Source organism: Cytobacillus sp. FSL H8-0458 (assembly GCF_038002165.1).
GTDB lineage: Bacteria > Bacillota > Bacilli > Bacillales > Cytobacillaceae > Cytobacillus.
In genome coordinates this window covers 3394514-3420726 of the sequence record NZ_JBBOBR010000001.1, presented here as the reverse complement: position 1 = coordinate 3420726, position 26213 = coordinate 3394514, and the positions used below count along the sequence as shown (strand labels likewise).

General features: G+C 44.6%; 26 protein-coding genes and 1 pseudogene. 19 read left to right on the top strand and 8 right to left on the bottom strand.

The window, feature by feature from the left end; genetic code table 11:
* Positions 1-9 precede the first annotated feature (9 nt).
* The 6 genes from NYE23_RS16865 to NYE23_RS16840 all read left to right on the top strand — a co-directional run bounded on the left by NYE23_RS16865 (position 10) and on the right by NYE23_RS16840 (position 6240).
* On the top strand, positions 10-1611 hold the full coding sequence (locus tag NYE23_RS16865; protein WP_341079437.1) for a sensor histidine kinase: 1602 nt from the start codon (positions 10-12) through the stop codon (positions 1609-1611).
* Positions 1601-2287, top strand: coding sequence for a response regulator (locus NYE23_RS16860; protein ID WP_341079436.1), 687 nt, complete (start codon positions 1601-1603; stop codon positions 2285-2287). The genes NYE23_RS16865 and NYE23_RS16860 overlap by 11 nt, the downstream gene beginning before the upstream one ends.
* Before the next feature lie 123 nt (positions 2288-2410).
* Complete coding sequence (gene dctP, locus NYE23_RS16855) at positions 2411-3700, top strand: C4-dicarboxylate transporter DctP (protein WP_341079435.1); 1290 nt, start codon at positions 2411-2413, stop codon at positions 3698-3700.
* On the top strand, positions 3701-3847 hold the full coding sequence (locus NYE23_RS16850) for a hypothetical protein (protein ID WP_341079434.1): 147 nt from the start codon (positions 3701-3703) through the stop codon (positions 3845-3847). It begins immediately after the preceding gene.
* A gap of 155 nt (positions 3848-4002) precedes the next feature.
* Positions 4003-5316, top strand: coding sequence for an MFS transporter (locus tag NYE23_RS16845; protein WP_341079433.1), 1314 nt, complete (start codon positions 4003-4005; stop codon positions 5314-5316).
* Between the two features lie 78 nt (positions 5317-5394).
* A complete protein-coding gene (locus tag NYE23_RS16840; protein WP_341079432.1) occupies positions 5395-6240 on the top strand; it encodes an STAS domain-containing protein in 846 nt (281 codons plus the stop codon).
* A 41-nt stretch (positions 6241-6281) separates the two neighbouring features.
* Here NYE23_RS16840 and NYE23_RS16835 read toward each other — a convergent pair whose 3' ends face one another.
* A complete protein-coding gene (locus tag NYE23_RS16835; RefSeq protein WP_341079431.1) occupies positions 6282-7964 on the bottom strand; it encodes a hypothetical protein in 1683 nt (560 codons plus the stop codon).
* 176 nt (positions 7965-8140) lie between these two features.
* Between NYE23_RS16835 and NYE23_RS16830 the strand changes: the two genes are divergently transcribed.
* From NYE23_RS16830 to NYE23_RS16810, 5 genes and pseudogenes are all read left to right on the top strand, one after another.
* Positions 8141-8539: a GNAT family N-acetyltransferase gene (locus NYE23_RS16830; protein ID WP_341079430.1), complete on the top strand. Its 399-nt coding sequence runs from the start codon at positions 8141-8143 to the stop codon at positions 8537-8539.
* Between the two features lie 96 nt (positions 8540-8635).
* Positions 8636-9460: pseudogene (locus tag NYE23_RS16825) on the top strand (MBL fold metallo-hydrolase).
* A gap of 58 nt (positions 9461-9518) precedes the next feature.
* Complete coding sequence (locus tag NYE23_RS16820; protein ID WP_341079429.1) at positions 9519-10061, top strand: DinB family protein; 543 nt, start codon at positions 9519-9521, stop codon at positions 10059-10061.
* Positions 10054-10575, top strand: a complete 522-nt coding sequence (gene lepB / locus NYE23_RS16815) for a signal peptidase I (protein WP_341079428.1) — start codon at positions 10054-10056, stop codon at positions 10573-10575. The genes NYE23_RS16820 and lepB overlap by 8 nt, the downstream gene beginning before the upstream one ends.
* 93 nt (positions 10576-10668) lie before the next feature.
* Positions 10669-11262, top strand: coding sequence for a histidine phosphatase family protein (locus NYE23_RS16810; RefSeq protein WP_341079427.1), 594 nt, complete (start codon positions 10669-10671; stop codon positions 11260-11262).
* A 40-nt stretch (positions 11263-11302) separates the two neighbouring features.
* Here the strand turns inward: NYE23_RS16810 and NYE23_RS16805 are convergent, their stop codons facing one another.
* Entirely contained in the window at positions 11303-12562 is a 1260-nt protein-coding gene (locus NYE23_RS16805; RefSeq protein WP_341079426.1) for an ATP-binding protein, read from the bottom strand.
* A gap of 291 nt (positions 12563-12853) precedes the next feature.
* On the opposite strand from NYE23_RS16805, the gene NYE23_RS16800 reads away from it, so the two are divergent.
* Complete coding sequence (locus tag NYE23_RS16800) at positions 12854-14941, top strand: catalase (RefSeq protein ID WP_341079425.1); 2088 nt, start codon at positions 12854-12856, stop codon at positions 14939-14941.
* Between the two features lie 490 nt (positions 14942-15431).
* Positions 15432-16295, top strand: a complete 864-nt coding sequence (locus tag NYE23_RS16795) for an AraC family transcriptional regulator (protein ID WP_341079424.1) — start codon at positions 15432-15434, stop codon at positions 16293-16295.
* 44 nt (positions 16296-16339) lie between these two features.
* Here the strand turns inward: NYE23_RS16795 and NYE23_RS16790 are convergent, their stop codons facing one another.
* On the bottom strand, positions 16340-17854 hold the full coding sequence (locus NYE23_RS16790; RefSeq protein WP_341079423.1) for a glycine betaine uptake BCCT transporter: 1515 nt from the start codon (positions 17852-17854) through the stop codon (positions 16340-16342).
* A gap of 140 nt (positions 17855-17994) precedes the next feature.
* Here NYE23_RS16790 and NYE23_RS16785 point away from each other — a divergent pair, with 140 nt between their 5' ends.
* From NYE23_RS16785 to NYE23_RS16770, 4 genes are all read left to right on the top strand, one after another.
* The gene (locus tag NYE23_RS16785; RefSeq protein ID WP_341079421.1) at positions 17995-18477 is read left to right on the top strand and encodes a DinB family protein; all 483 of its coding nucleotides are present in this window, start codon (positions 17995-17997) and stop codon (positions 18475-18477) included.
* Complete coding sequence (locus NYE23_RS16780) at positions 18458-19258, top strand: GNAT family N-acetyltransferase (RefSeq protein WP_341079419.1); 801 nt, start codon at positions 18458-18460, stop codon at positions 19256-19258. The genes NYE23_RS16785 and NYE23_RS16780 overlap by 20 nt, the downstream gene beginning before the upstream one ends.
* 133 nt (positions 19259-19391) lie before the next feature.
* Positions 19392-19943, top strand: coding sequence for a cytochrome c oxidase subunit II (locus tag NYE23_RS16775; RefSeq protein ID WP_341079417.1), 552 nt, complete (start codon positions 19392-19394; stop codon positions 19941-19943).
* Complete coding sequence (locus NYE23_RS16770; protein ID WP_341079415.1) at positions 19936-21402, top strand: cbb3-type cytochrome c oxidase subunit I; 1467 nt, start codon at positions 19936-19938, stop codon at positions 21400-21402. Before NYE23_RS16775 ends, NYE23_RS16770 begins: the two co-directional genes overlap by 8 nt.
* A gap of 231 nt (positions 21403-21633) precedes the next feature.
* Here NYE23_RS16770 and NYE23_RS16765 read toward each other — a convergent pair whose 3' ends face one another.
* Positions 21634-22590 carry a calcium/sodium antiporter gene (locus NYE23_RS16765; RefSeq protein WP_341079413.1) on the bottom strand — a complete coding sequence of 319 codons (957 nt, stop codon included), beginning with the start codon at positions 22588-22590 and terminating at the stop codon, positions 21634-21636.
* Between the two features lie 79 nt (positions 22591-22669).
* Positions 22670-23398 (bottom strand): DUF3784 domain-containing protein, encoded by a 729-nt coding sequence (locus NYE23_RS16760; protein WP_341079411.1) that lies wholly within the window; start codon positions 23396-23398, stop codon positions 22670-22672.
* Positions 23399-23512: 114 nt separating this feature from the next.
* Between NYE23_RS16760 and NYE23_RS16755 the strand changes: the two genes are divergently transcribed.
* The gene (locus tag NYE23_RS16755) at positions 23513-23737 is read left to right on the top strand and encodes a hypothetical protein (protein WP_341079409.1); all 225 of its coding nucleotides are present in this window, start codon (positions 23513-23515) and stop codon (positions 23735-23737) included.
* Between the two features lie 70 nt (positions 23738-23807).
* Positions 23808-24416: an exonuclease domain-containing protein gene (locus tag NYE23_RS16750; RefSeq protein ID WP_341079408.1), complete on the top strand. Its 609-nt coding sequence runs from the start codon at positions 23808-23810 to the stop codon at positions 24414-24416.
* Positions 24417-24457: 41 nt separating this feature from the next.
* Here NYE23_RS16750 and NYE23_RS16745 read toward each other — a convergent pair whose 3' ends face one another.
* Genes NYE23_RS16745 through NYE23_RS16735 form a run of 3 tightly spaced genes read right to left on the bottom strand, consistent with a single transcriptional unit; the run spans position 24458 to position 26136 of the window.
* On the bottom strand, positions 24458-25711 hold the full coding sequence (locus NYE23_RS16745; RefSeq protein WP_341079407.1) for an ATP-binding protein: 1254 nt from the start codon (positions 25709-25711) through the stop codon (positions 24458-24460).
* 39 nt (positions 25712-25750) lie between these two features.
* The gene (locus tag NYE23_RS16740) at positions 25751-25948 is read right to left on the bottom strand and encodes a YwbE family protein (RefSeq protein ID WP_095244303.1); all 198 of its coding nucleotides are present in this window, start codon (positions 25946-25948) and stop codon (positions 25751-25753) included.
* Positions 25948-26136, bottom strand: a complete 189-nt coding sequence (locus tag NYE23_RS16735; protein ID WP_404323446.1) for a hypothetical protein — start codon at positions 26134-26136, stop codon at positions 25948-25950. Before NYE23_RS16735 ends, NYE23_RS16740 begins: the two co-directional genes overlap by 1 nt.
* Between the last annotated feature and the right edge of the window lie 77 nt (positions 26137-26213).

Genomic DNA, 26213 nt, shown 5'->3' with positions numbered 1-26213 from the left:
GAACCCCTTGTGAATCAGCTGCCCATCCGCTGGAAGATTACCATCCTGTCTTATGCCGTCGTTATTTTTTCTTTATTGATTGGCGGAATGGTCGTGATTGCAAACATCCAGGAGCAGGAAGAAAAAGAACTGAGGATACGCTCGATGAATACAGCCAGAACGGTGGCAGAACTGTCAGATGTGAAAAAGGGAATCCTGCAGCCCCAGGGCTGGAAGACGGTTAATAAAGTCGCAGAGGAAATTCGGATCATTAATGAAACCGATTATATCGTGATCATGAATATGGAACGTATCCGCTATTCCCATCCAGTCAGGGAGCTGATCGGCAGGCCTTCATCAGGCGAGGATGAGAAACCGGCTTTTGCCGAGCATATTTATTTTTCAAAGGCAGAGGGAGACGTCGGCACCTTTATCCGCGCATTCATACCGATAAAGGATGAAAGCCTTAATCAAATCGGTGTGGTCGTTGTCGGCAATAAGATCCCTTCGATTACGGAGATTATCACAGATCTGGCAGACGAAATCAGCATCATTGTGCTTTTGACGCTCATATTTGGGCTGATCGGCTCTTTAATGCTTGCCAATCATATTAAAAAGCAGATGTTTCAGCTGGAGCCCCATGAAATCAAACGGATGCTGGAGGAAAGGACAGCCACTTTCCATTCGATCAATGAAGGCGTAATCGCGATCGACAACCAGGAAAACATCACGATCTTTAATGAAAAGGCAAAGAAAATTTTTAATGTGTCCGGCAAAGTCGCAGGCAAAAAAATTCGAGACGTCCTAAAAGACACTAGGCTCCCTGAGATTGTAGAAAGTAATCGTGCCGTTTATAACGAACAGATCATTGTAAGCGGCAAGGTCATCCTGAGCACCAGAATTCCCATTCGGAAAGACAATGAGAAGATTGGAGCTGTGGCCATTTTCCAGGACCGCACGGAAGTTACAAAGCTGGCCGAAGAGCTGACCGGTGTGAAAAGCTTTGTAGAGGCGCTGAGGGTGCAGAATCATGAACATATGAATAAGCTTCATACTATTGCCGGATTGATCCAGCTCGGGAAAGCAGACAAAGCACTCCAGCTGACATTTGATGCATCTGAAGAGCAGGAGAACCTCTCGAATTTCCTCAGCGATAAAATCAGGAACGATGCCATTGCAGGGCTTTTATTAAGCAAGGTAAGGCGCGGCAAGGAATTGGGCATCACGGTGGTCATCGATCCAAACAGCAATCTGGAGTTGTTTCCGAGCCGCCTGGATCACCATGACTTTGTTTTGCTGCTGGGCAATCTGATTGAGAATGCTTTCGGGGCTTTTGAGCATAGTGAACGTGAAGATAGAAAAATTGACATCAGCATTGAACAGACGGATGAGATTTGTGCGGTGCTGGTGGAAGATAACGGCAGCGGGATAGAGGAAGCAATATTGCCGAAAATATATGAAAAAGGATTTACCGCCAATAAATCTGGCGGGACAGGCTACGGGCTTTACCTTGTCAAACAAATTGCAGAAAAAGGCGGGGGAGCGATCGAGGTTTCAACAAGCAGGGATGAAGGAACCTCTTTTACAATCGTTTTTCCGATGGAAGCGGAGGGAGAATCATATGGCGGTTAAAGAAGAAATCAGTGTGCTGCTGATTGAAGATGACCCAATGGTCCAGGAAGTGAATAAAGAGTTTATTGCAAGTGTGGAAGGATTTAAAATCATTGCGGCAGCCGGAAATGGGGAGGAAGGCATCAGCCTTGCGAAAAAGCTGCAGCCTGATCTGGTGATTTTAGATATTTTTATGCCGAAAAAGGACGGCATTCAAACTCTGCAGGAATTCAGAAAGCAGCACCTCGATTCTGATGTCATCGTCGTTTCCGCTGCAAAGGATAAGGAAACCATCAAGCTGATGCTTCAAAACGGTGCCAGGGATTATATTATCAAGCCCTTTAAGCTGAACAGGATCCAGCAGGCCCTCGAAAAATACCGCCATTACAGAGAGAGCCTGAAGGAATCGGGCACCCTGTCACAGGAGCAGCTTGATGCCCTGATTTATGCCAAGCAGGCAAAGAAAGAAGAAAACGTATTGCCGAAAGGGCTGAATGAATTCACTTTAAATGAAATTACCGCGTTTATGAAACAGCAGACCGAACCCCGCTCAGCCGAAGAAGTCGCGAACGGCATCGGCATTGCCAGAGTCACTGCCCGCCGCTATCTTGATTATCTTGAAAAAAGCGGTGCGATCCGGCTGGATGTGCAGTACGGGGGCGTGGGCAGGCCTGTCAATCGGTATGTCATCGTTTAGCTGCATTCCTTGAGACCAAAATGAACAAAACATCCGTTATGACCATAAACTTCTCCCTTTTATCTGAAAACGCTATCATTTCTAATAGAATGAATAGTTAGAAAAAAGGGAGATGAGATAAAAGTGAAGAAACAGCGGATTTATAAGAATTTAACCTTTCAGGTGTTAACGGCTATTTTTATCGGTGTTATGGTCGGATTAATTTGGCCGGAGGTCGGAAAAGAAATGAAACCGGTCGGCGACACCTTCATCAACGCAGTCAAAATGGTCATCGCCCCGATTATTTTCCTGACCATCGTCCTTGGAATTGCTAAAATGGGCGATATGAAAAAAGTCGGCAAAGTGGGCGGAAAAGCGTTCATATACTTCGAGGTTGTTACTACACTTGCTTTAATGATCGGTCTGATCGTCGTTAATGTCATTAAACCAGGAGCAGGCCTGAACTTTAATGAATTGGAAAAAGGAGATGTTTCACAGTATACAGCCAATGGCGGAGAGGGCATCAATTGGATTGAGTTTGTGACACATATTGTTCCTTCCAACATGGTGGATGCTTTTGCAAAAGGAGATATCCTGCAGGTATTATTCTTTTCTGTTCTATTTGGTGTCGGCTTGGCGGCTCTTGGGGAAAAAGGCAAAGTCGTCATTGAATTTTTGGATAAGCTATCATTAGTCTTCTTTAAAATCATCGGCTATGTCATGAAGGCAGCCCCGCTTGGAGCATTTGGAGCCATGGCCTATACAATCGGACATTTCGGACTGGCATCACTTGTTCCGCTTGGCAAACTGATGATTTCTGTGTATGTGACCATGTTCTTATTTATCTTTGTTGTTTTGAATATCATCTGCAAAATGTACGGATTCAGCTTATGGAATTATCTGAAGTTCATAAAAGATGAAATACTAATTGTATTAGGCACAAGTTCTTCAGAATCAGTGCTTCCGAGAATGATGGATAAAATGGAGCGGATCGGCTGCTCCAAATCGGTTGTGGGTCTGGTCATTCCAACAGGCTACTCCTTTAACCTGGACGGTACATCCATCTACCTGTCCATGGCGGTTGTCTTCCTTGCACAAGTGTTCGGAGTGGATCTGACCATCGGCCAGCAGGTTACCATTCTATTAGTGCTCATGCTGACCTCAAAAGGCGCCGCGGGTGTAACAGGCAGCGGATTTATCGTATTGGCCTCTACGCTTGCAGCCCTTCAGGTTATTCCTCTTGAAGGATTGGCGCTTCTTCTTGGCGTAGACCGCTTCATGAGTGAAGGAAGAGCGATCGTGAACCTGATCGGAAACGGAATCGCAACAATGGTTGTAGCAAAGAGCGAAAATGAGTTTGATGAAAATAAGGCTAAGAAAGCCATCAGTGAAATGAAATTAATGAAGCAGGAACAGCAAAAGCAGGCAGTATAAATGGAAAGGCCATTCTCCGCAAAGGGGAATGGCCTTTCCTCATTAATTGTCGAAACCACCTCTGAGCTGACGACAATTCCTGCAGCTATTTCCCGGGAAAAAATCAGAAATGGAAGTGCTTTCTTGTCATTTCAATCAAACATTTGATTGAAAAGTAAATTGTTGAATAAACGCGAAAGGTAAACAAAATTTAGAAAGTTATAAAAAATATATGGTATGATATTTTTAAAAAAAGTGACAGGCACCTATACCACTTGGCCCAACTGGTATAGGTGCCTGTCACCGGAAAGAAGGTTCACATCGTGAAGCGCTTAAAGATTCATTATGCGTGGATAATTTTAATGCTGACGTTTTTGGCTTTGCTTGCTGCACAGGGTGTACGATTGTCGTTCGGTGCCTTTATGGCGCCCTGGGAGAATGAGTTTTCCGCCAATCGCAGTGTTATTTCCTTTATTGCCTTTGTCAGCTATATTGTTTTTGCCATTTCACAGCCGTATGTCGGCCGGCTGATTGATAAATACGGCATCCGTTATGTTCTGTCCTTCAGTATTTTGGTTATTGGCTTTTCAACACTGCTGACCTTTTTTACCGCCAATCCCGTCCAGCTGATGATTATATACGGTGTGATTGCCTCTGTTGGCTTTGGCGGTGCATCCAATGTAGCAGGAACGATGGCAGTGGCGACCTGGTTTGCCGATAAAAAGGGGATGGCCATGGGACTGATGTCTGCAGGCACAGCCGCAGGACAGCTTATTCTCGTCCCGCTGTCCTTATTCCTAATTGATCAGCTGGGCTGGAAAACAACAGTTCTTGTGCTCGGCTGTTTTTTGATTGTATTCATTTTTCCTCTTCTTCTGCTCTTCATCCGTTCGAACCCGGCCGATCTGCAAATCGATGCTTATGGGGCAAACGTGAGTGACAATCAAAAGGGGAAGCAGGGAAAAAAGGAAACTCCAAAAGGAACGCTATCCATATTCCAGCTCTTAAAGCGGAAAGAATTCCTGTTTCTCATGCTCCCGTTTTTCGTGTGCGGTGTCACAACTACTGGCCTGATGGATACGCATCTGATTCCCTTTGCCCAATATTGCGGATTTACGCCTGGGGTAACGGGAGCCGCTGTCAGCCTGCTGGCCGGCTTTAATATTCTTGGAACTGTCGTTTCAGGATTCCTCGCAGACAAGTGGAATTGCCGAAAAATCCTAGCCTTTCTCTATGGAGTAAGGGCGTTAACCATTGTTCTTCTGCTGATCATCGTAAATGATGCTTCCTTGTTTGGCTTTTTCGTCACTCAGTCCCATCTGCTGATTCTGTTTGCCATCAGCTTTGGAATTGTCAATTTTGCTACTGTCGCACCAACCATGAAACTGGCTGCGGAATATTTCAGGCACCTGTCAGCAGGAGCAGTAATTGGGTGGATTTATTTGAGCCATCAGCTGGGTTCAGCTCTCGGTTCTTTCGTCCCTGGTGTATTATTTGATCTGACAGGCAGCTATGACAGTTCTTTCATTGCATCCATCATTCTTCTGGTATTCGCATCCTCCTTAAGCATAATGCTTCCAAGGCAGGGGGCAGACTATAAGTATGCTAACAGCAGGGAATTGGCTGAAAATAGGTAGGAGCTTAAAAATGACACTTTATTTCTCTTCGGTTAAAATAAAAATATTGAAATAACAGTTCGGTTAGGGGAGACGGGCATGCATCGTAATCATGATCTATATCAATTTTTCCTTGAAAAAACATGGGACTTAACAGAAGAATGGTATAAAAATGTAAACAAAGAAGAGAGCGGCGGGATTTATACCTCGGAAGACCCCGCTGTAATTGAAAAAGTCAAAAAGCAGAATTATGGATTCCACAAGCAGTTCTCCGAAGTCTTCCATAAAGAAGAAGAAGCGTTCTTTAATGATTTGGAAGGCTGGATTGTCAAAGTGGCGCAGGATGATGAACATCTCCGCACACCTCTTGAGATGATACTGAAGGAGTTCTTTAACACCCAGGAACAGTATTTGAATCTGCTTGAGCAGTTCGTTGCAATCAATCAGGGCCATTATAATGAAAAACAAATCACCTTATGGCGCAGAATGATCATCAGAACCATTGGGGAAGTGGTTACCTGGTTCACGGAAGAGTACAATAAACATTCCCAGAAGAGGCTGCAGGCTCAGCAGGCTTTAATCCTTGAACTCAGTTCTCCGGTCATTTCATTGACAGCAGAGATCGCACTTCTGCCGCTTGTCGGGGATATTGATACAGCACGAGCGAAAATTATGCTTGAAAATACACTTCAGCAATGCAATAAATTAGGCGTCAACCAGCTGTTCCTTGACCTTTCAGGCGTAGTCATGATTGATACCATGGTAGCCCATCAGCTATTCCAGCTGATCGAAGCGCTAAGCCTGATCGGCGTAAAGACTACAATCTCCGGCTTAAGACCGGAAATTGCCCAGACAGCAGTACAGCTCGGGCTGTCATTTGAACATGTCAGCGTCAAATCCACGCTATCGAGCGCCATTAAATCAGCGAACATAATAGCAGGCTAATAAAAAACACGATGAAGACAGTCTTCATCGTGTTTTTGCATCTATTCCAATCCTTTAATACTCATTTCCTTCACAGGCAGGAATGCCTCACCTGTATCCAGATAGTTAACTTCGACCTGATCGCCTTCCTGCAGATAAATGGCCATCGGCACGGTTTCGGATGAAACCACATAGCTCTGTCGGTTGTCCAGAAGGATTGATACGACCGTGAAATCGCCTGATTTCTCTTTGTACACCCGCACCACAGTTCCGCTAATCTGTTTTTCCTCCGCTTTCGAACTTCCGTCTACCGTGCCGCCGCCCCGCTGCAGAGCGGTTTTATACAAACGCAATGCTTCATTTGGCGTCGTTCCATAAGCGGATATTTCCGGATTGGCAGCTGATACAATAAAGTAGTTCTGCAGGAATCCATTGGCATCAAGCACAGGTGTCAGCCAGCTCGCTTCCCCGTAGAAGTTATACAGAACAGGCATTTCGCCGCTCCACTTTTTCTCAATGAACTTTTTCTCAATAATCTGGAGGGCACCCTGTGAATCCATATAAGATTCTTCAAGATTGCCCGTAAAGAAGGTGGCTTCGCCTGTCCTTGAATTTGTCAGAGAATAGCCAAGCATTGAATCAACGCCTTCTTTTGGACTCGTAAAATCAGTGAAGTAATACATGTCGCCATTTTCATCAAAAATAGGGCTCACATTGGCTTCCGTTCCTTCATCCGATGGATGCCTTACATCGGACTTTCCGAATTTGCTGTTCCAGAAGCCATGTACATAATTCCCGAAATAGCTGTTCTGCAGACTGACCGTCTCAGGGGAAACTGCTCCATCAATAAAGGCCGGCACATCCGCAAGTTTATAAGACTTCGTCTGTCCGTTCAGCGGGTCAACCATGACCACCCCTTGAACATCAAAGCCATTTCTTGCTGAAATAAATTCCCCATATGAACGGATATAAAACGGCTTTCCGTCGTCATCTACTTCCAGCTGCACATCTCCGTAAAAAATGGCCTGCGGATGCTGCATCCGGATATGACGCTCTAAATTTTTATTAAAATAAGAGGATGGTGTGTACACCATATCGCTTTTCACAAACTTCGGATTTGCTGAGGAATCAGTCGCACTGATTGTAAAATAGCCTGGTGTCTTATCCCCGTTCCACCATTTGAAAAAGCCAGAAAACTCTACAGGCGCAATATAAACATATTCTCCATTGACTTTCTGAATCTGCAGGCTGCCAAGTTCATAATAACTCGTGTTTGGAACCTGCCCGAAAGCCTTCTTCATCTTATTGCGCGCAAACTTAGGCGGCACGCTCGCGGGTGTTTCTTTTTCATCAAACGTTTCGATCTCCGTTTTTTCCTTCATTTTGGCACTTTCGTATTTATCATCCGCATTAAACAAGAAAGCTGTCAGAAAGAAAGCACCTGCAGCTAAACTAAGGACAAACACACCCGTTTTAATCATACGCTCTCGGCCGGTCGCGAAAACTGCCCCGATTACAGAAGCGATAACTGCAAACAGCCACAAACTGGTTAAATTCCGGTCCAGATTGGTGAAATAATACACGGCAAAAACAAATATCACAGATAGGGCAGCTGTCCCGGCCATGAACCCGGTGCCGAGCCTCCTGCCTTCCTTTTCCTTGGCCTTTGCTTTATAGCTGAACGGAATCAGCAGGATCGAAATTGCAAGTCCGGCGATGAGTGAAAAAATAAATATATTTCCCATAATGAATCTCTCCTAATAATAATTTCGTTACTATCTGTTACGGATGAAAATCAAAAAAGATTCATTAAGCAATCCTAAAGTGTTCTTGAGCATCAATACTGCATAATTCTTAAAAGAAGGATTCTTTCGCCCCGAACCAGAATAGGATTAGCATTCCCTTATTAAGGAGATTGTTTATGATCAAATATGAATTGGCCATACCCGGCCAGGATCAGTTATTTCAGTTATATGAAAATGACGGCTGGAATGATTTTTTGAAGCTGCCGAAAGACAAATTGCATAAGGCGATGGAGAAGAGCTGGCTTGTGATCAGTGCCTATGATGGAGAGAGCCTGGTCGGGTCAGGACGCATTATTTCAGACGGAGTGATTAATGCTTATCTTTGCGGATTGATCGTTGATCCAGATTATCGCAGCCGGGGCATCGGCAAGGAAATGGTGCGAAGGCTTGCAGCAGAGTGCTCAAAGGCCCGGCTGCATTTACAGCTGCTGGCCGAGGAAGAAAAAGCGGGCTATTACGAGAAGCTGGGCTTTGAGGTTTTTACATTAGGCTTAAAGTATAAGTTCTCAGTCTAAAGCTGTAGCCGCTTTCAGTCGAAACGGCGATTAAACAAAACGTTTCCAGTATTAAAATGGTTAATATAACCAGTATGAGAAACGGAGGCAATATCTTTGGAAAAATATATATGCAAAACGTGCGGAACGCAATTTCCACCATGCGATCATCAGCCTGAAAGCTGCCCGATCTGCATGGAAGAGCGCCAGTATGTTGGACCCGGCGGCCAGGAATGGACTACTTTACATGAAATGACGGAAAGCCAAAATTATACGAATGAAATACAGCGGGAGGAATCCAATCTTTACAGCTTGAAAACAGCTCCTGAGTTTGCGATCGGCCAGACAGCCTATCTCGTTCAGCATAACGGTTTTAATCTGATGTGGGATTGCATTACCTACCTTGATGAGTATACGATTGAAACCCTAAAAGAACTGGGAGGACTTAGCGCGATCGCACTGTCCCATCCTCACTATTATTAAGCACAAGTTGAATGGGCGGAAGCATTCAATGTGCCGATCTATATCCATGAAGACGACAGGGAGTGGGTGGTGAGGGAAAGTGATCACATCATTTTCTGGAGCGGGGAAAGTCTCAAGCTAAATGATGGCCTGGTCATACACCGCCTTGGCGGCCATTTTAAAGGCGGTGCTGTCCTTCATTGGGAAAAGGGGAATGGGGGCAAAGGCGTCATGCTCACCGGCGACATCATTCAGGTTGTTGCGGACAGGGATTGGGTCAGCTTCATGTACAGCTACCCGAACCTCATTCCGCTTCCTGCTGAAACGGTTGAACGGATGGCCGGCAAAATCAAACCGCTGTCATTTGACCGGATTTACAATGCGTTTCACAGAGTGGTAGAAAAAGAGGCAGACCTTGCTGTGCAGCGGTCAGCCGAACGGTATGTCAAAGCAATCAGGGGCGAGCTTTTTCAGACCTGAAGTTGGCTCTTTAGATGAAAATTCAGTAAAATAAGGTAATAGAATGGGAGGGACCGAGATGTTAACGAAACCTGAATCTGATGAGTATGCGCCGTATTATGAGAAATATGTCAGCTCTATACCGGAAGGGGACCTTCTGCAGATCCTCGATGAACAAATGAAGGAGACAATGAATCTGGTAAAAGATCTGAATGAAGACCAGGCACATTTCCGCTATGCTCCGGAAAAATGGACGATTAAGGAAGTAATCGGCCATATTACAGATACCGAACGTATCATGAGCTACCGCCTGCTTTGCATCGGCAGAGGTGAGAAGGCTGAGCTTCCGGGATATGATGATAACCAGTATGTAAAGAATGGCAAATTCAACCGCTTCAGTATTGGGGAGCTTTCCGCCCAGCTGTCCCAGGTTCGCCAAAATACGATTGCTTTACTGAAAAGTCTGGAGGATGAGGCACTGATAAGGCAAGGGAATGCCAACGGGACCGGGGTAACCGCCAGGGCCATTGCCTATATTATTGCCGGACATGAACTTCATCACCGCACCTTAATCCAAGAAAGGTATATGGGTGCAGAAAGATTTGGTGGGGCACATGAATAAGCATGAAATAGCGAGCTGGCTGAAATCCCTTCTGATAGCCTTTGGACTCGCACTGGTCATCAGGGTCTTTCTTTTTTCACCATACTATGTGGAAGGAGCCTCCATGGATCCGACCCTTCATGACGAGGAAAAAATCTTTGTAAATAAATTTGAAGAACTGAACAGAGGCGATATTGTCATCATCAGGGGCGATGAAAAGAACTATGTAAAGAGATTAATAGGTTTCCCAGGTGATGAACTGGAAATGAAGAATGACCAGCTGTATATTAACGGCCAGCAATGGGATGAAGATTACCTTGCTGAAAATCGCGAAGCAGCAGAAGGTATTGTCAGCAAACTGACGGGTGACTTCGGCCCTCTCACGGTCCCGAGTGATCACTATTACGTTATGGGAGACAACCGCCTTGTCAGCCTGGACAGCCGGAATGGGCTCGGTTTTATTGAGAAAGAGCGGATAGTTGGAGTCAGCGAATTTGTCTGGTATCCTTTTACAAGCATGAGGAAAGTAGATTAGCTGCAGGAGCGGCAAGTACCGCTGTTTTTAATTAGATGAGGGAACGCCAATTTTATTAGTAACAATCAAGTCAAAAAAAGGACGTGTTTACTAATGACAAAAATCGGATTGATCAGACACGGGATTACAGCCTGGAATAAGGAGGGACGGGCACAGGGAAGCTCGGATATTCCTCTCCATGAAGAAGGATTGGCTGAGGCCAAACGCCTGGCCGAACGGGTTAGCGGTGAAAATTGGGATGTGATTTACTCCAGTAATCTCCTTAGGGCAAAGCAGACGGCAGAAGCGATTCAGGAGAAAATCGGTTCCATTCCTCTTCACCTTGATCCCCGATTAAGGGAAGTCGGCGGCGGGATGATTGAAGGTACCACCGAAGCAGAGCGTCTTGAGAAATGGGGCAAGAATTGGCGTGAAATGGACCTTGGATTCGAGCCGAAAGAAAGTATTATGAAAAGAGGGCTTGGCTTCCTGCAGGAGATTACAGAAAAGCATCCGTTCCAAAACGTTTTAATCGTAAGCCACGGTTCCTTCATTCGCCACCTGTTAAAAGAACTGGTTCCGCAGACAGACCTATCCACTCCGCCGAAAAACACCTCCATCACGGAACTGTTAATAAAAGAAAGCAAGTGGAACTGTGAGCTGTATAACTGCACGAAGCATTTGGAAGCGGAGCAGATAGAATCATGATAAGCTATAAAAAAACAGCAGGGGCCCCTGCTGTTTTTTGTTAATCCTTATGTATTTCCGACTTATAATTCGGAAAAGTAAAGCTGAAAACAGTTCCCTTATCGACTTCGCTTTTGACCCTGACATTGCCATCCATGGCCCTTATAATACTGAATACGACCATCATTCCAAGGCCGGTCCCTTTGGTGCCTTTAGTAGAATAATAGGGTTCTCCCAGGCGCTGAAGCTGTTCGGGAGTCATGCCGACGCCGGTGTCCTTAATTTCGATGGTGATCTGGCTGCTGCTGTAGTGTGTTTCTATGTATAATTGCCCTCCGCGCGGCATAGCTTCGATTGAATTTTTAATTACATTCAAGAAACATTGGTGGAATTTTTGCCGATCCCCCTTAATAGATCCGAGGAGGGAAAAGTGGGCATTGATTTCGACGGAATTCTGGTTGGCAGTCGGCTTTAATATATTCATTACCTGCATGAGCTCTTTTTTTACATTGATTTCCTCAATCTTATCTAAGGATGGCTTGGAAAAGGTTAAATAGTTCTGGATGACCTGCTCTGCTGATTCCAGCTCAGCCTTCACAATACTCAGATACTCCACCCTTTTTCGCGGGGGCAGCCGCTGCTCCTGCAAAAGCTGTACAAATCCGATGGCGGCTGTCAGGGGATTGCGGATTTCATGGGAGATGGCTGCACCCATTTGCTCGACAGCTTCAAGCTTTTCAGCCCGGACGAGATTCTCACGCATATCCAAATTTCTTTTAGCGAACTCAAATACGTATGTAATCATAAAGACACCCAATGGCGGAATCATCAAATAGGCAAACCAGGCATCGAACCGGTTTTGTGGCGGGGCGCTTATTTCCATTACCATGACCGTCAGTACACTTAAAATCAGGGTAATGATAACCGAAAAGCGAATCCTTTTTCGGGGCACCTGCATCCAAAACCAGGGATAGAGCTTCCAAAGAATAATCCCCAGGGGCAAATATAAAAGAATATTAGAATAAAACCCAGGCTCTATTCCATAAAAACTTCTCATCAAAATCACAGACCCGGCCAAAGCGAGGCCGATCCCCGCATATAAACCGCCGATGATGACAGGTATCAAACGTAAATCAAAAAAATAATGGGGGCTTGGCTGAAAGGAAAACTGAAAGCATATCCAGATCATAAACAAAAGCCATACAAAAGAGCGGACTTTGGAAAACCGGAATTTAGAGCTTTTTTCCGCCAATACAAGCACAACAAACAAGATAACGATCAAGAGCGATAGATTAAAGAAAAAATGCTTTGTAATTTCCACCGTTTCACCTGCCTCTATGTGAGGTTATATGAAAATTCTATATTGTTTTACTATTATTGACAATACTCATTTACTTTTTTTATATATTATTGTCAGAAAAAACAAAATTCTAAAATGCTTCAGAACCAATTTCTGTAAAGCTATGCTGATATTCCTTCTAATTTATTCGTAATGGTCCCGCTTCTTTCTTTTTTTGCTGTTTACCTTCTTGAATGTAGGGTACTTCAATAATAGATACATACACCGTAATCCAGAAGCATTTGCTTCTTAAATATAAGGAGGAATGAACATTTGAAACAGGATCCGCAAAACAAAGGTGTAAATGAGCATAGTAAAGACAGGCAGCTCGAGGAATTCCGCGTGGATAACTCGGGCCAGAAGCTGACGACGAATCAGGGTGTAAAGGTTTCGGAGGATGAGCATTCGCTGAAAGCCGGTTCCCGCGGACCGACCTTGATGGAGGACTTTCACTTTCGGGAAAAAATGACGCACTTTGATCATGAACGCATCCCTGAACGGGTTGTTCATGCCCGCGGTTTTGGCGCACATGGCTTCTTCCAGGTGTATGAACCCATGGCAGAATATACCCGTGCAAAGTTTCTGCAGAACCCATCCGTCAAAACCCCGGTCTTTGTCCGGTTCTCGACAGTTGCCGGCTCCCGCGGCTCGGCAGACTCTGTACGTGATGCCCGCGGCTTTGCCACCAAGTTTTATACGGAAGAGGGCAATTATGATTTAGTCGGCAATAATATTCCCGTGTTTTTCATTCAGGATGCCATCAAATTCCCGGATCTTGTCCACTCATTCAAGCCGGAGCCGCATAACGAAATGCCGCAGGCTTCAACTGCCCATGACACGTTCTGGGATTTTGCCGCCAACAATACGGAAACTGCCCATATGATCATGTGGACGATGTCAGACCGTGCGATCCCGCGCAGCTATCGCATGATGGAAGGCTTCGGTGTTCACACATTCCGGTTTGTGAACGAGCAGGGCAGGGCGCGTTTTGTGAAATTCCACTGGAAGCCGGTTCTGGGCACTCATTCACTTGTTTTTGACGAAGCCCAAAAGCTTGCCGGAAAGGATCCGGATTTCCACCGCCGTGATCTTTGGGAAGCGATCGAAATGGGAGATTACCCTGAATTTGAGCTGGGTGTCCAGATGATTGATGAAGAAGATGAATTCTCCTTTGATTTTGATATTCTGGATGCGACGAAGCTGTGGCCGGAGGAAATGGTCCCGGTTAAGATCATTGGAAAAATGACACTGAACCGCAACCAGGATAACGTATTTGCTGAAACGGAACAAGTCGCGTTCCACCCTGGGCATGTGGTGCCGGGCATTGATTTTTCAAATGATCCATTGCTGCAGGGCCGCCTGTTTTCCTATACAGACACCCAGCTGATCCGCCTTGGCGGTCCAAACTTCCATGAAATCCCGATCAACCGTCCGGTATGTCCCTTCCATAATAATCAGTATGACGGCTATCATCGCATGACGATCAACAAAGGGCCGGTTGCTTATCATAAAAACTCGATGCAGAAAAATGATCCAAGCCCTGCCACAGCAGAAGAAGGCGGTTATGTTCATTATCAGGAAAAGGTTGAAGGACGAAAGGTACGCCAGCGCAGCGACAGCTTCAAAGACCACTACAGCCAGGCAAAATTGTTCTGGAACAGCATGTCAGAAGTGGAAAAGGAGCATATTATCGAAGCCTTCCGTTTTGAAGTTGGCAAGGTGCAGAACAAGGATATAAAGCAGCAGGTAGTAGATATGTTCAGTAATGTTGACCTTTACCTGGCCGAACAAATTGCCCTTGGAGTCGGCGTGAAGGTGCCGGATGCGGCGGCAGAATCCAAAGTCACGCTTTCTTCTCCTGCATTAAGCCAAATGAATACAGCCAGATCAGCTATGACCCGGAAAGTCGCCATTCTTGCTGATAATGGGTTCAACTATACCGAAGTCAGCAGCGTAATGGAAGCCTTGAAAGCGGCTGGGATCATGCCGGAGATTGTCAGCAAAAACCTGGGCATGATTAAAGGTGACGGCGGAGAGCTGGAAGTCATGAAAACCTTTCTGACCTCCCATTCCGTTATGTATGATACCATCTATATCGCCGGCGGGAAAGAAAGTGCAGAAGCGCTGAAAAAGGTGCCGCAGGCCAAGGAATTCGTCAGTGAAGCCTACAAGCATTTTAAAACGATTGCGTTTGGCGGCGAGGGAGCGGAATTGCTGCCGTCAGAAGCCTTAAACATGCTGGGGCAATCACAAACACTCTCTGATATGGGTATCGTAGAAATCAAAAGCGGCGATCCATCCTCCAGTGAAAATTTAATCAATACCATAGCCATGCACCGTCATTGGGGACGTGCCATATAAAATCACTTGAAGCCAGCCGCCTGTTAACGGGCGCTGGCTTTTTCCTGATTCCTAGATATATTAAAGTTCTGGCCATAAAGCTGATGAGGTGACCGATAAACGGAATATTGACAGTTCGGCCGATGAATATTAAGTATGCCCGTTAAACCACCTCTATTTATGGCCGATAAAATCGGAAAATTAGCCGTTATAATCCTCCTGGCAGGCTCTCTATATCCCATTTGGCCGATAAATGATCCAGATTGGCCGGTATTTTCTTAAATTTGGCCCGTAATACGGCATAATTGGCCGGTAAAACCTCCGTTTCGGCCGGTATTATCCAGGGCTTACCCCATGCCCGACAGCAAACCGCATCAAAAATTCCCCATTCAGCAGGTATTCTCAGCTTAAAATAAGAATTCTTTAATATACGCCTGCCAAAACAAAGCAAAAAATGACAGGCAGCCAAAAAAAGATAAAGATAGGATTATACATAAGGGAGTGATCAGTAATGTCATGGATTGAATCGCTGCAGCAGGCCATTGATTATATCGAGGAGCATTTGCTGGATGAGGATTTTTCAATTCAGAGAGCAGCGGAGGCGGCGAACTCCTCCGTATCTCATTTTCAGCGCACGTTTGCCATTTTGACAGATATGCCGGTGGGCGAATATATCCGGGGAAGAAGGTTAACGCTGGCCGCACAGAACCTGGTTTGTACAGGTCTGAAAGTGATTGATCTCGCCTATAAATATGGCTATGACACTCCCGAAGCTTTTACTAAGGCTTTCCGCAGGCAGCATGGCATTACCCCGACGGAAGCCAGAAATATTTCCGGAAAGCTGAAATCATATAACCGCCTGGTGATCCAGGTGAGTCTGGAAGGGGCAGAACCAATGCAATATGCAATTGTCGAAAAAGAAGCTTTTCAAGTAGCCGGTATCAGGAAAGAATTCAGTTTAATTAATGAAGAAAATCTGGCCGGCATCCCGAAAATGTGGGATGAAGTAAACAGTAACGGAACCTCCGATAAGCTATTCAAGCTGAATAATGGGGATATCAAAGGAATTCTAGGCGTGTGTGTTGATAACCGCAGCCAGAAGTCTGACAGCATGGATTACTGGATTGCCGCAAGCTTTGAAGGCGACAAACCGGACAGCTTCGAGTGCCTGCAAGTCCCGGCCTCCAAATGGGCGGTGTTCGAAGTACATGGCGCCATGCCGCATGCCATGCAAAACACCTGGAAAAAAATCTTCTCGGAATGGTTTCCATCAAGCGGCTATGAACATGCTGCTGCACCCGAACTGGAAGTCTATACAGCAGGTGATGCGTCCAGTCCCGATTATTTTTCAGAGATCTGGATTCCGGTAAAATAACCTATCAAAAAACCTGCAGATGCCAAATCTGCAGGTTTCTGCATTTACACTTTCTTCTTCGGAATCCTCCCAATCCCAAGCTCCTTGGCTTCTTTCTGAAGGGCCTTGATCAGACTGAAGGTCATTAAAGCCATGATAACGGAAAAAGGAAGAGCTGCTGCAATCATCGTATTCTGCAGAGCTTGAAGCCCGCCGGAATACAGCAGGACCAATGATATGGCAGCAAGCAATACTCCCCACACCAATTTAATCTTGTTGCCGGGATGATGCGAACCATTTGTCGTCATCATTCCTAATACATAGGTGCCGGAGTCGGCCGAAGTAATAAAGAACGTGCAAATGAGCAAAATGGCGATGATCGACAGGACTGTACCCATCGGAAGGTTGGAGAATACGCCAAAAAGTGCTTCTTCAGTAGCCAATTCCGAGATTTTAGCTGTGCCCTGGTGCTCTTGCATAATGGCGGTTCCCCCGAATGTAGAAAACCAAATAAATCCAATTAGCGACGGGATTAGCAGAACCCCAAAGACAAATTCCCGGATGGTCCTTCCTTTGGAAACACGGGCAATGAAAATGCCAACGAACGGCGCCCAGGCAATCCACCAGGCCCAGTAAAAAATCGTCCAGCCATTAATCCATTCCCTGACCTCCGGATTCAGAGGGGCAATCCTGAGGCTCATGCCCGGCAAATATTGAAGGTAGCTTCCAAGCGTATTGGTGAACAGGTTAAGAATAAATAATGATGGTCCGAGAAAAAACGTTAAAAGAAATAAAGCAGCTGCCAAAAGCATATTGGCATTGCTCAAAATCTTGATGCCCTTTCCAAGACCGGACAGGGCCGAGAGAATAAACAGGACTGTAACAATCGCGACAATCACAAACTGTACGGTGAAATTAACAGGAAGGCCATATAGATATGACAACCCTCCGTTAATCTGCACAGCTCCAAACCCAAGTGTCGTTGCTACACCTATAACAGTCGCTACCACTGAAAGAATATCAATTACTTTTCCTGTAACCCCCTGTGTACGATCCCCCAATATGGGCTTTAGGGTGGCACTGATTAAACCGGGCTCCCCATGGCGGAAATTAAAATAAGCCAGCACAAGCGCGACAATGCCATAAATCGCCCAGGCATGGATTCCCCAATGGAAGTACGTATATCTCATCGCATTCTTAATCGCCTCATCCGTCCCTACTGCTCCGCCGGTAGGAGACCCCACTGCATAGTGATAAATCGGTTCTGCTGAACCCCAGAAAACCAGCCCGATTCCCATCCCCGCGCTGAACAGCATCGCAAACCAGGTAGGGCGGGAAAATTCCGGTTTATCATCCTGCTTCCCAAGCTTGATTCTTCCTAAAGGGCTGATTAAAAAATATAAACAGACAATGACAATAAACGAAACAAGAATCAAATAATACCACCCGAATTTATCGGTGATGAAGGTCTGTACATTTGCTGTCACACTCTCCAGTGAATCCGGGACAAAAACACCGAATAAAACAAGCAATAATAAAATGCCGACCGATATATAGAAAACCATTAAGCTTTTCTTCACATGCAATCCCCTTTCTTCTCATGCTGCTTCCTTTAGGATTAAATATATAGCCAGTAATTATGCGGCTGAAACATAAAAATGCAGGAAATTCCCATATGCTGACGAAATTCATAGGTATCTGGACAAGGAGGTAAGTGGATTTGCTGACATTATTCCGCTATAACTGGCAAGTGCGTGATGAGTGGTTTGAATGGTGCCGTCAGCTTTCAGCCGAAGAGCTGAAAGCCAGCCGGACTGGAGGAGTTGGAGGCATACTGGAAACCCTTTTTCATATCGCAGATGTAGAATACAGCTGGATTTGTGTGATACAGGGCAAGGAAGTGAAAGATCCCCTGTTTTCCGACTATGCTGAATTGGATAAAGTAATGGCACTTTCTGAGGAATACCGAAGGGGATTAGTACACTTTTTTCAGGAGGAATGGCCAGTTCCATACAATGAGTTTGTTACACCTCCATGGATGGAAAAGCAATATAAAAAGGGTGACATCTTAAACCATGTGATTGCCCATGAAATTCATCATATTGGACAGCTGTCAGTCTGGGCAAGGGACCTGAATCTCGCGCCTGTATCAGCCAATTTGATTGGAAGGAGATTAATTGAATATGATCAGACAACTAACTGAACAAGATCATGAAATGTGCTTCAGCCTTTTAAAACAGCAGCCGGCTGAGAATTTGTTCATTCTTGGAGATATTGAAGCCTACGGCTATGAACAGGATTTTCAAAAGGTGTGGGGTGACTTTGGGGAAGACGGAAAATTAAAGGCTGTTTTATTAAAATATGAAGAAAATTTCATCCCATATGCAGCAGGAGACTTTGACGCCAAGGGATTTGCGGAGATAATGCTTGATGACCCGAACTTTGGAATGATGTCCGGCCTGAAAGCTGTAACGGCGAAAATTGAACCTTATGTATCACACCGCATAAAAAGAAAGCGGGAAACCTATTATGCAAAATGCACAAAGTTAAATGCAGAAGGTGTTGAAGTATCAGCAGTGTGCCAGGCTGTTCCTGAAGATGCAGAACAGCTTGTTGAGCTTCTGAACAGCATTCCGGAATTCAGTGATTCCGCTATTACCGTTGAACGAAAGCGCAGGGTGCTAAAGGATGGCTCATCTCGTTCCTTTTTTATCAAAGAGGATGGGAAGATGGTCAGCACTGCTTCAACGACAGCTGAAAATTCCCTTTCAGCCATGGTTGTAGGTGTAGCAACAGACAGTGAATTCAAAAAGAAGGGGTATGCCACTCAGTGCATGGTTAAGCTCTGCCGCCAGCTTCTTTCGGAAAATAAAGAGCTGTGCCTGTTTTATGATAACCCGGCAGCAGGCACCATCTATAAACGCATAGGATTTGAAGATATAGGTTTTTGGATGATGTACACGATAGAGAAGAAAATGTCCTGATAATCCAGGGCTTTTTTTTGTGGAAAAATTTTAAAAAAATTTATCAAATAGGACATATATCACCGAATTTAATTTTGAGCTTACTTAAAATAAGGGCTGGGGGATTTTTGAAAACGTTATGGGAGGGGTAGAAATGTATCAGCTTATCGCCATGTATGCGACTGTTTTCTTTGTTTTCCTGCTGGCGCTGGCTTTCGCGTTTGTTTACGGTGAATCTAAGCGCAGCGGTGAATATAGTGCCATTCAGGAAAAAGGATATAAAATAAGGAAATTCTATTTTCTCGGACTTATTGCCATTATGGCTTTTGCCACAATTATGACGCTTGGCAGGCTGCCGTATGACCGGAATCAGGCAGAAGCGGAAGGGTTTAGTGAACCGAAGGTAGTGAAGGTAACCGGAATCCAATATGCGTGGGAGATGAGCGAGGAAAGGTTCGAAGTTGGGGACAAAGTTCAATTTGATGTGACAGCTTCGGATGTTACCCATGGTTTCGGCTTATATAATGAAAAAATGGAGCTTGTCGCACAGACTCAGGCCATGCCTGAATATACAAATACCGTTTATTATACGTTTGAAGAGCCTGGAACTTATCAAATATTATGTCTTGAATACTGTTCAACAGGCCATCATGTGATGGTCAAAGAAATTGTTGTTGAACCGGAAGGGGGAAGCTCTGATGAATGATGCGATTCACCCTTTAGCCAAAAAAGCAGTGATATGGCACCTGGCTTTGACTGCACTTGTTTTAATTCTTATGATGATCTTTGGGGTTATTATGCTAATGAATCAGGGGGAAATGATTAGCATCACACCGCAATGGTTTTATAAAATCATGACTGCACACGGTACAGGCATGGTTGGCATCGCGGCATTGGGAGGAACGGCTATTCTATGGTACTTCCTGTCTAAATACGTGAAGCTTAACCCTGCCATTCTCATTGTAAACTTAGTCCTTTTTTTAACCGGAGTCACGATGGTCCTCATCGCCATTTTTGTCTTTGACTTTTCAGATGGATGGACGTTCTTATATCCGCTTCCTGCCCAGTCAGCTAAAATGTACGGGGCAGCAGGGGCAGTTTTCTTCTTAGCAGGCATGCTGATTCTTGGCATTGGCTTTTTGCTTCTGTACATGTATCTGGCTGCAAGGCTGACAGCAGTTTATGGGAGCCTCGGAAAGGCACTCGGATGGGATATCATTTTCAGGGGGAAGAAAGGATACGGGCCGCCTGCTGCTGTCGTGGCAACAGCCATGGTTATCATCACCAACTCGACTGCACTGCTGGCAGGTGCCACGGTGCTGGCCGCATCATTGGTGAATATTATCAATCCGGCCATTACCATAGATCCGCTGCTTGCCAAGCATCTTACCTATGCGTTCGGCCATATCTTTGCCAACTGCACCATCTATATGGCTGTTATTGCTGTCTATGAGGTTCTGTCAGAATATACAAAACGGCCGTGGAAAGCTAACAAAGTCTTTTTAATTGCTTGGAACTGCTCCACACTTTTTACCTTAATGATTTATACGCACCATTTACTGATGGACTTTGCAGTGCCAAAATGGATGCTTATCATCGGGCAGGTGTTTTCCTATGCTAACGGCTTGCCTGTTATGGTCGTTACTGCCTACGGTGCACTTATGATTGTCTACCGCTCGCGGATGAAATGGGACTTTGCCTCAAGCCTGTTTTTCCTTTCCATGTTCGGATGGGTGGCAGGGGCCATTCCTGCCATCATTGATGCCACCATTGTTGTCAATCATGTGATGCATAACACGAAATGGGTTCCAGGCCATTTCCATACATATATGGGAATGGGGGTAGTCGCTATGATTATCGGATTTATGTATTATTTCAATAAAACAGAAGGCAATCAGCAGCACAGGGGAATCGATACATTCACCATTACGCTCTATTTTGCGTTTTTTACGGGTCTGGTGGGCTCATTCCTTTACGCCGGCGGAATCAGTGCTCCTAGAAGATGGGCAGAGCACCTGCCGCAATGGGTACTGTCCGACCAGGTTGGCGCAGTCAGCGGAATCTTTATCGTTCTGGCTGCGATCATCTTCACCGCAAGGTTTTTTGCCGGGTTAAGAAGTGTTGGCACGAAAGTTCCTTACAACAAAAACTCAGCTGCTGGCTGATGGTTAAAGACTCTGGAGAATATTCTCCGGAGTTTTCTTGGTATAGTAATAACCAGAAAATCACAATAATAGATTGAAAATTATTCCTGCTTCATTGCCAGCCTGGCATGCTTTACCTATGAACTCTCTATATGTCTGCTGGCAGCGGTAAAGTCAGGGAAGCAGCAGTATTTTTCAGAAAACAACTTCCGCATAAAAGGAAACGCCGATCCTAAAAGACCGGCGCTCGCACTAATTACGCATTATGATATAAATCAAATAAATAATGTAAGAGGCTGCGAGAAAACCCCCTTCATACTTTCCAATGGCATAATGGCTTCTTGAAAAGATAAGGAGCACGAATGTAATTAAAATTAAGAGTGTAATATCGATAACCATTTTAGGGTCTACCGGAAGCGGAGATATGGAAGCCGATGCCCCTAGGACGAAAAGGATGTTAAAGATATTGCTTCCTACGATATTTCCTAAAGCAATTTCACTCTCTTTTTTTATGGCAGCGGCGACAGATGTCACCAGTTCCGGCAGAGAAGTCCCGATAGCTACAATCGTTAAGCCGACCAATGTTTCACTCATTCCTAATGATAAAGCAATTTCCGTACTGCTTTTAACAACCAGGTCACCGCCAAAAATAATGGCAGCCAATCCGGCAATCGTTAAAAGACTTTGCTTTGTCCATTGGGAAGTACTTGTTTTGACAGGAGCAGATTCTATGCTGCTTCGGCTCTCCCGGGCCACTTCAAACAAATAATACATAAATACAGCAAATATCAGCAGCAGCACAAGACCATCACTCCGGGCAACCACATTGCTGCTGATAGAGTCAAGATATGTATCACTTATGAAAATCATAAGAGCGGCCGTGGCAAGCAATGTGAAGGGAATCTCCTTGCGAATGGTTGCACTTTCGACTTTTAAAGGGAAAATCATGGCAGTCACACCGACCACCAGCGTGATATTAAAGATATTACTGCCGACAACATTTCCTATAGCCACATCGGCATTTCCATCCAGCGCAGCCAGTATGCTGACAGTGGCTTCAGGTGAACTCGTTCCAAATGCAACAATTGTCAGCCCGACCAGCAGCGGGGAAATCTTTAGAAACCCCGCAATTTTTGAAGCACCATCTACAAAAAAGTTTGCCCCTGCAATCAATAAAGAAAATCCAATAACTAAAAGTAAATATGACACCTTTACGAGTCACCTCCTGTTTTTACTATGATTACCCAATTATGGATTCCATTAAAAGCCGGGATTATGCTTTGCGGCTTCATTTGATATCCGCTTCTTCTTTCATTGTCTTATACCAGCTCTCAGTTTCTGCGGAATCTTTGCTGTTCACAAAGATCTGCTCATCTTTAAGTTCAATGTACAGGATCGGCGTATGGCCTTTCTGGATGAATAATAAGCTGCTGCCGTAGCCAGTCACTTTAAAATGCCCCTGTGAAAGGGCAGGGAGGCCGATTCCATTCTGTTTCCAGGTTACCTCAGGCATATCCTCCAACAATTGAACAGACTGAATATCCCGATAATTCCATTCGTCTCCGTACATTCCAAAGATTTCAAATGAATCCTCTGCTAATGCCATTTCATAGCCTTTATGGCTGGAGACAGTCAGGTAAATGAGGGGGCCAAGTGTCACAATAAAAAGAATGAGAGCAATGATGTAACTTCGTTTTCTTTTGGCCGGCACTTCATATCTCGATAAATAGATGAATCCCCCAAGCAAAACAATCATCATAAAGCCGAATTGCACTTCCATTGCAAATCTGAATCCCGTAAATGATAAAGGCAGAAGAACCAGCATCCCGACAGCTGTGCCAATGAGCAGGCTGCCGGTTTTTTGCGGATAACCGCTGTTAATCAATTGTTCTTTTTCGATCTCAGGCCGCGAGGCGAAACCGGAAATGAGCCAGTAAGCTTTTTTGACTCGTACAGCCCATCCCAGAACCAGGAAGAGCAGGATCACAGAAATCTGTGTAATGACAAGTCCAATCATGGCAAAAACCTCCTTGCTATTCTTACGGATAAGTCCGACGTTTTGTTTCGTTTTTGGTATAATAATAATAAAAGAGTTTCTTAATAATGTATTGAAATAAAAGGAGGCACATCCTTGAAAATCAAAAATATTTTATTTTATATATTAGTGGCGCTATTAATCATTACCGTTGTCAGCATTGTCCTGGGCTACCACAACTTCGGCTTTGGAGTAGGCTTCCTGTTCGCATTTCTGTCTCTTTCAACAGGATATTTCTATTCCATGAAAAACCGTGAATACATGCACCAGAATTATCATGCGGATTATGTGGACCGCTTGAAAAACGATAAAAAGATCTAAGAGCGGTTCCGCTGGCTTTCAGTACTCCTCTAATATATGCTTAATTTAAAATCAATAGAGGAGGCTGGCCATGAAAAACCAGGAAAAAATGGGATTGCTGCTGGATGTGGAGACGACGGGGCTTGGACCAAATTCCGATGAAATCATCGAACTGGCATTAAAGCTATTTTCATATCGTGCCGACACAGGAGAGATTCTTGATATTAAGGATAAATCCGCATTCCTGCGGGAACCTGTCAGTAAATCGGCCAAAAATAATTACAGCCGTGCATTCAGAGTCCATGGGATTCCATATGAAGCTGTCAGCGGAAAAAGCTTTGATGATATCAAAATAAAAAAATATTTCTTTCACGCTGATTCGGTTTTCGCTCACAATGCATCCTTTGACCGCAGCTTTTTATACCGGATGTATCCTGAAGATATTACCGAATTAAAATGGTACTGCACGATGAGAAGTGTTCCGTGGAAAGAATACGGCTTTACAGACAGCAAGCTGCTGACGCTTATTCAATCCCACCGGATTGCAGACAGCCAGACACACCGCGCCATGGATGATATTACATACCTCTTGGAACTGCTGAAAAAAACAAATCCGGCCGGTGACTTCTATATGCGTGATGTTTTGGCAAAAGGCCCGATGAGAAAATATCAGCCAGCAGCCCACGGCAGGCTTGGCTAAAAATTTATACAGAAAAAGAGTGCACTCAGGCACTCTTTTTCTTAATCATTCTTCAGCAAAGGCAGTATGATGTTCACTGTCGTCCCCTTGCCGATTTCGCTATCATACTCAATCGTTCCCTGCATTTCACGGATGATTTTGTTCGTAACCATGCTCCCCAGGCCTGTTCCCTTTGTTTTCGTTGTGTAAAAAGGCAGACCGATATTTTGTAATTGCTCGGATGTCATACCCCGCCCATTATCCACAATCGTTAATTTAACCGTATTAAGAAAATAATCTGCAGAAGTATTGATAGAGATTCTTCCTTTTTCCTGAACCGATTCAATGCCATTCTTGATCACATTCATGATGGCCTGTTTTAGGTGGTCTTCATCACCCCTCACATAAAATGGCCCTTTATTCCCGTACTCAATCACTACATTTGAATAAGAGGCAAGCGGCCTCATGAGCAGGACGCAATCCTGAATCACCTCATGCAGGGGGACATTAGCCAGATGGAACTGTTCAGGCTTTGAAACTTTAAGATAGTTGGTAATGATGCTGTTTGTGCGATCCAGTTCTTCAATTATGAGAGGGGAGAACTTTTTAAAGTTCTCATCTGCCGTATCCTGGCTCAAATATTGAATGAAGCCCCTCACAGTGGATAAAGGATTTCTAATTTCATGGGCAATCGAAGCTGCCAGCTGGCCGACCATTGTCAGCTTATCCATATATACCATTTCACTGATCTGTTTATTCGTTCTGAAAAGACTCTCGATTATAAAAATAAGAGCAATAAATGTCAGATAAAACGCGGCGAAATAGGTCAGATAAAAAGAGGTGTCAAGAAACATGACGGCTGTCGCAAGAATGGCTATATACAAGTAAAAATAAAAAAAGAGAATAAATGAACCTGTTATCAGCCGGTGTTTAGAATTAAGAAACACTCTTCTTAAGGAAAATGTAATCACAAAAGATAAAATAGAAACCAAAATTCCAATATAAATAAACTGGCCGCCTATTACATAGCGGGTAATGACGGTACTCAGCATTACGATGGATCCCGGCAGCCACCCTGCATACAGTGTCACAATCATGATCGCGACCATGCGCAAATCAAAATGGGTTTCCCCCAGTGTTTCAATGGGGTAAAACATACACAGAAGTGCCCCGAATGAGCCAAGCAGGCCATATATCAATTTTTGCTGAAAGGTAAGAGGGGCCTTTGTCTGATAGGGAAAAAACAAATTTCCGTTAAACGTGAATGAGAATAGTATCGTAATATTTACCAGTAAAGGTTTAATCAGTGTAACCAATAGTCTCCTCCGTGAGTTATCAAATTAAAAGGCCGCTCCTTATGGGCGCAGGATTTGTTTTACCCGGCCAACCTGACCATCTTCAAGCCTTACTTTAATACCATGCGGATGGGAAGGGGACTTCGTTAAAATGTCTTTCACGATTCCTTCTGTCAGCACACCTGTCCGCTGATCCTTTTTAAGTACAATCTTCACTTTTAATCCTGGCGCTATGGCAGCGCGATTCTGGCCTTCCATTACACACCCGTCCGTTTCCGCTGATTATTGGTCTTCTTAGTCTGCTGGCTTTTCAGTGCTTTCGTGGATTTAACAGGGGTATTATTAAAAGCTCCGCCTGACTGACCCTGCTTTTTATTCATAAGCTGCTGTTTCATTGCTTCTTTAAGGCTGATTTTTTTGGGGGCATTATCTTCTATATTAGTCATGTTAGAGTCTCCTTTATTTACATATCCCTCTATTATAAATCATTAACCTATTAAAGGAAATTTCTCAGTGAAATAAT

Bases quoted from the DNA above. Each gene is read 5' to 3' on its own strand.
- NYE23_RS16750 (WP_341079408.1), top strand. From the start codon at position 23,808: ATGAAAAACCAGGAAAAAATGGGATTGCTGCTGGATGTGGAGACGACG.
- NYE23_RS16735 (WP_404323446.1), bottom strand. From the start codon at position 26,136: ATGACTAATATAGAAGATAATGCCCCCAAAAAAATCAGCCTTAAAGAA.
- NYE23_RS16830 (WP_341079430.1), top strand. From the start codon at position 8,141: ATGATCAAATATGAATTGGCCATACCCGGCCAGGATCAGTTATTTCAG.
- NYE23_RS16810 (WP_341079427.1), top strand. From the start codon at position 10,669: ATGACAAAAATCGGATTGATCAGACACGGGATTACAGCCTGGAATAAG.
- NYE23_RS16795 (WP_341079424.1), top strand. From the start codon at position 15,432: ATGTCATGGATTGAATCGCTGCAGCAGGCCATTGATTATATCGAGGAG.
- NYE23_RS16850 (WP_341079434.1), top strand. From the start codon at position 3,701: ATGGAAAGGCCATTCTCCGCAAAGGGGAATGGCCTTTCCTCATTAATT.
- NYE23_RS16775 (WP_341079417.1), top strand. From the start codon at position 19,392: ATGTATCAGCTTATCGCCATGTATGCGACTGTTTTCTTTGTTTTCCTG.
- NYE23_RS16820 (WP_341079429.1), top strand. From the start codon at position 9,519: ATGTTAACGAAACCTGAATCTGATGAGTATGCGCCGTATTATGAGAAA.
- NYE23_RS16780 (WP_341079419.1), top strand. From the start codon at position 18,458: ATGATCAGACAACTAACTGAACAAGATCATGAAATGTGCTTCAGCCTT.
- NYE23_RS16740 (WP_095244303.1), bottom strand. From the start codon at position 25,948: ATGGAAGGCCAGAATCGCGCTGCCATAGCGCCAGGATTAAAAGTGAAG.
- NYE23_RS16760 (WP_341079411.1), bottom strand. From the start codon at position 23,398: ATGATTGGACTTGTCATTACACAGATTTCTGTGATCCTGCTCTTCCTG.
- NYE23_RS16860 (WP_341079436.1), top strand. From the start codon at position 1,601: ATGGCGGTTAAAGAAGAAATCAGTGTGCTGCTGATTGAAGATGACCCA.
- lepB (WP_341079428.1), top strand. From the start codon at position 10,054: ATGAATAAGCATGAAATAGCGAGCTGGCTGAAATCCCTTCTGATAGCC.
- NYE23_RS16835 (WP_341079431.1), bottom strand. From the start codon at position 7,964: ATGGGAAATATATTTATTTTTTCACTCATCGCCGGACTTGCAATTTCG.
- NYE23_RS16770 (WP_341079415.1), top strand. From the start codon at position 19,936: ATGAATGATGCGATTCACCCTTTAGCCAAAAAAGCAGTGATATGGCAC.
- NYE23_RS16840 (WP_341079432.1), top strand. From the start codon at position 5,395: ATGCATCGTAATCATGATCTATATCAATTTTTCCTTGAAAAAACATGG.